This window comes from Streptomyces sp. adm13(2018), assembly GCF_008042145.1.
Lineage (GTDB): Bacteria > Actinomycetota > Actinomycetes > Streptomycetales > Streptomycetaceae > Streptomyces.
Window position 1 is genome coordinate 1 of record NZ_RDBH01000127.1, and the last position, 4589, is coordinate 4589.

Genomic DNA, 4589 nt, shown 5'->3' on the forward strand with positions numbered 1-4589 from the left:
CCTTCGAGCTGCTCGAGCCAGTAGCCCTCGGGGACATCGAGGCGCAGCCGTAGGCCGGGGCAGCGGGGGTGGACGGATGTCTGGGGCAGTACGGCCCGTATGTTCAGTTCCAGGTGCAGACTGCCGCGGCGGCGTTCCTCAGGGCCCTGACCAGGGTGTTGGGAAGTACTAAAGGTGCGGCTGTTCGACGGCGCCCGGTTCGATGGGCACGGTCACGGCCGCCTGTCCCAGCCACAGCAGCGAACCGGCGCCGGCGGGGGCGTACAGGTCGCTCTCCAGGGTCAGGACCCGGCCCGCCTCGGCGACCGCCAGGAGGCGTACCGCCGGCGGCGGGTGTCGAGCCCGGGCTTAGGGCGCGGCGTACGTCCCGGACCAGAACGGACGAAAGGGCACGGTGTGCTCGCCCTGCTACGGGACCGTAGTGCAGGCGACTCGCTCGACTCGGAGTCTGCCTCGTGGCGAGGTGGAGCGGTTCTGGTAGCCGATCACCCGGTACCGCTTCACGGTTCGTCGTCCTTGAGTCCTCTGCGGGTAGTGACGACAAGAAACGGCGGCGGAGCGTAGCGGAGGAACTGATTCCGCCCAGCCGTCCGGTCGTATCTCGTGTCATTCCCCAAGTCGGTCACCAAGGTTCCGGTCGGCCATCGAACCTGTGCGATCATGATCATCATTTTCCGGCCAACCGCCGGACTCTTCCCTTTGATTGCAGAGGACCATGAAACTCACCGTTTTCGCCCGTGCTCGACACGGCCTGCTCGCTCTCGCGGCCTCCCTCGGTCTCATCCTCGGCCTCTCGGTCGCCCCGGCCCAGGCGGCGGAGCCGACCTTCATCTACCTGGGGACCGTCGTGATCCAGAACGAGAATTCTGGGAAGTGCCTTGAGGTGGCGGACTGGAGCAAGGCGAACGGCGCGGCCGTGCGTCAGTGGACGTGCCACTACGGTGACAACCAGAAGTGGTACCGCTGGGGCGTTTCGAACGACAGCAATGCCAGCTACTACATCAACGTCAACAGCGGCAAGTGCCTGGAGATCGCCGGCTGGGCGACCGGGAACGGTGCGGCCGCCGACCAGTGGGGCTGCCACTACGGTCTCAACCAGCGTTTCTACGGCGGTTTCGGCCTCTCCATGGACTACAACTACTCCCCTCAGAAGTGCCTTGAGATAGCCGACTGGAGCATGAACGACGGCGCCCCCGCACGGCTGTGGACGTGCACGTACAACCCCAACCAGATCTTCTCCATCAGGGCAGTGTGAGCTTTCGGCGGGCCCCGGGGCAGCGCCCCGGGACCCGCCCGTTCAATCTGGTCACGGAAGAGGACTTCGTCACGGCGCGCCCCCATTCAGACAGGAGCGGGGGTGGCGATGGTGACGACGAAGTCCCATCCCCGATCCGACGGCCCGTAGCGTCAGCCGGCGACGGCCGCCCGTGCAGGCGTACGCCAGGTCGCGGAGCCGCAGTTCGTGGACCAGCCATCGTCGGTACCGGATGCAGCCTGCCGGGCGGGCACGAGATCATTCTACGGCTGGAGAACGCGGGCGCCGCGTGCGGACGGACTCGGCGGGTCCACCGGCCTCCACGCGTGAAGTGCCGCCCGGCCCGCTGGGACCAGCTCGGGGGACCGGGCGGCACCCCCGAAGCGGTCAGATCGTTCCGGCCACCCGGAGGCCGCCCTCAGCTGTCCAGCTTCTCCGGACGCGACTTCTCGCCGGCGGTGGCAGTGAAGGTGAGGACGGCGTCGTCCCTGCCACGGGATCTGAGCCACTCCACGACTTCGCGTCGGCCGACGCCGCCTTGACCCAGACGCCAAGGATTGCCGGGCCGCCCACACGGAAGCGCAGCTTCGCCTTGGCCCAGCCCGAGCTCGCGATCCGGGCCTGCGCCTGCCAGGTGTCGCCTTGGTCCTTCGCGGCGCCGTTGAGGCCGACGGCGCCCATGAGGGATCCGCCGAACCAGGCGGCCAGGCCGACGTCGTGGAGGCTGCGCAGGACGGTGTTGCGCTCGGACATGGGAGGCTCCTTGCGAGAGGGGGTTGCCGGCGGGGCGGCGGCACCTTGGTTACCGTGCCCCGAGATGCGATCCGGCGCATCCCGACGTCACGAGCGGTCCGCCGAAGCTTCGGCGACGGACCGGCGAGAGCCCTGGGGCTGCCGGCCCACGGACAGCGCCATGCAGCTCCTTGATCTGGAGACGGCCGACGCGGCGGAGCTCCGGGGGCCCGGCCCTCGGCCCGACCGCGCGGCATGGGCGACGATCCTCAACATCAAGACGACCGCCGACTTCTAGGGCGTGTCGAAAGTGATCTTGCGCTGGCGTGGTCGGTCCGGTCGCTCCGGGCGGGGTGGAGTGGGGCAGAGGCAGACGGTGGCGCGAAGATCTGACCATTTAGCTCGATCGGGGGTTACAGGYCCAAGTCGCTTGGAGGGCTTACCGGATCGCCTAGATGATCTTGGCCGAGGTGCTTTCCGGTCTGGGGCACGCTTCGGTCCCGGGCCGCCTTCTGCCGATTCTGGAGGATCCATGCGACACCCTGTCTCCCGCCTGCGCACGAGCGTGCTGACCGTAGGCCTCGCGCTGGCGGCGGCGTCCGCGCTCGTGCCCTCGGGCTCGGCCGGTGCGGCTGATCAGTATCAGTGGGCCGCGCTGGGCGACTCGTACACCGCCGGCGGCTTCGTCGGGGAGCCGCAGCCCGCGCTCGGCGAGGCGTCGCGCGACGGCTGCGACCGCACCAGCGGCGCCTACCCGGGCCTCGTCGAGCGGGAGCTGGAGGAGTTCCCGCCGGGCAAGTACGTCCAGCTGGCCAACGTCAGCTGCGGCAACGCCACCATCGCCGACATCGCCGAGGCCAAGCAGGTGCCCATCAGCCCGGTTCAGCCTCCCGTCGAGGGATGGTCCGCGGTGGACACACAGATCAAGCGGGCCAAGCTGAGCAAGGAGACCGACATCGTCACCATCGGCGTCGGCGGCAACAGCCTGCCGTTCGGCGGCATGCTCCTCAAGTGCCTGCAACTGGGCGCGATCCCCGGCGAAACCTGCCAGGAGTACTACACCAACCCGCCCGAGGGCGAGGAGAACATCACCGACAAGCTCGCCCGGGTCCAGGACGAATACGTCCAGATGCTGGCCAGGGTGCACGAGGCCGCGCCCAACGCCAAGGTGATCACGGTCGGCTACCCGGCCGTCCTGCCGCAGGAAGGCAACACCTGTAACCGCCCCGCCCTGAGCGAGCTGGGCTCGATCAAGCACGCCGACGTCGACTGGCTGCGCGAAAACGCTCTCAAGCCGCTGAACAACACGATCCAGCAGGTCACGTCCTTCTTCGGTGACCGCTACGTCGACGTGTACTCCTCCAGCGTCGGCCACGACGCCTGCCAGCCCGCCGAGGAGAAGTGGGTCGAGGGCATCTGCGGCGACGCCGCGGACTACTGGCCCGCCAAACTCCCCGGCACCATCCTGAACTGCGGCCTCATCAACAAGCGCGTTACCTTGGTCCACCCCAACGCCGACGGTCACGCCAACACCGCCGCCCACGTCGAGCGTGCCATCCGCATCGCCCTCCTCGACCGCTGACCTCCACACCACTGTGACGATCCTGGGCCCCGGCGCTCCTGAACAACGGCGCCCGGGGCGTTCCGGCCAGCCGGCTCAAGGAGCACAGCTCCCCCCAGCGCACCATGCGCGTCCGCTGCATGCACCCGGCCTGCCCCAGTCGATCGGCGCAGGTGCTCCGGCTCCGGCCGTGACCCCGGTGCCGCCCGCCTATCCGCCACATGGTTACCGGCTGGCGAGGACGCCGGTCCGCGCTGGTCAGGACCATCGGGGGGCGATCTCCCATGCCCGTAACCGGTAACCGCCCTTGCCACTGACGGGCATCGCCCTGGTGCAGTGCATCTCCTGGCAGCCCACTGTCGTGCAGGCGGTACAGCGCACCGGGACACCTACGGGCCCGGCCCACTCCTTGGACAGGAGCGGGCCGGGCCATAGGTGCTGCAACCGCTGCTGTCCCCGGGAGGGGCCTTACGGGACCGGCGAGCAGCGGGTACCTTCCGCTTCCGCCGAGCGCGCTGCTCGCGTTCCTCCCGTCTCCACCGCGCGCTCCTCCCGCTTCCGCAGGGCGCGCTCCTCGCGGCGGCCGCGGTAGCGCGTCCTCGCCATCCAGACGTCCCTCTTGTGCTCGGAGTCGTCGGGGAACGCGATCAGCAGGGTGAGGATCAGCCCGGCCACCACCACGCCGAGGACGGCGACCACGGCCACGACCGACCACGGAGCGCCCGCCCAGACGAGACCGCCGGTGGCAGCGGGACCGCTGAGGACGACGGCCTTGCCGATCACCCGGCTGCTCTGTCCGGACGGATTGCGCAGCAGCCGAAGCGTGCAGCGGTCTCCGCTCAGTCAAGGCGAAGAAGAGCCCGCAGCCGCCCGACGCGGACACTCTCCGGGCGGACGGCGGGAAGACCGTGAGCGCCCTCATGGCCCGGTAGGGCAGCGCTGGATGCAACAGGGGGAGCGGGCGGTAGGGCCTGGCCCGGCAGGGGTGGGTGCCGTGCCCCGGCCGGGACCGTGGCCGGGGCACGGCACCCACCCCTGCCG

4 protein-coding genes are annotated in these 4589 nt (G+C 69.6%); 2 read left to right on the forward strand and 2 right to left on the reverse strand.

Annotated elements, in window-relative coordinates; all coding sequences use genetic code 11:
- Positions 1 to 715: 715 nt before the first annotated feature.
- Positions 716 to 1255 (forward strand): RICIN domain-containing protein, encoded by a 540-nt coding sequence (locus tag EAO70_RS16460; protein WP_148003731.1) that lies wholly within the window; start codon positions 716 to 718, stop codon positions 1253 to 1255.
- Between the two features lie 387 nt (positions 1256 to 1642).
- Here the strand turns inward: EAO70_RS16460 and EAO70_RS16465 are convergent, their stop codons facing one another.
- The gene (locus EAO70_RS16465) at positions 1643 to 2008 is read right to left on the reverse strand and encodes a hypothetical protein (protein WP_148003732.1); all 366 of its coding nucleotides are present in this window, start codon (positions 2006 to 2008) and stop codon (positions 1643 to 1645) included.
- A gap of 511 nt (positions 2009 to 2519) precedes the next feature.
- Here EAO70_RS16465 and EAO70_RS16470 point away from each other — a divergent pair.
- Positions 2520 to 3569, forward strand: a complete 1050-nt coding sequence (locus tag EAO70_RS16470) for an SGNH/GDSL hydrolase family protein (RefSeq protein WP_148003733.1) — start codon at positions 2520 to 2522, stop codon at positions 3567 to 3569.
- 447 nt (positions 3570 to 4016) lie between these two features.
- Here the strand turns inward: EAO70_RS16470 and EAO70_RS16475 are convergent, their stop codons facing one another.
- A complete protein-coding gene (locus tag EAO70_RS16475) occupies positions 4017 to 4331 on the reverse strand; it encodes a hypothetical protein (RefSeq protein ID WP_148003734.1) in 315 nt (104 codons plus the stop codon).
- Positions 4332 to 4589 lie beyond the last annotated feature (258 nt).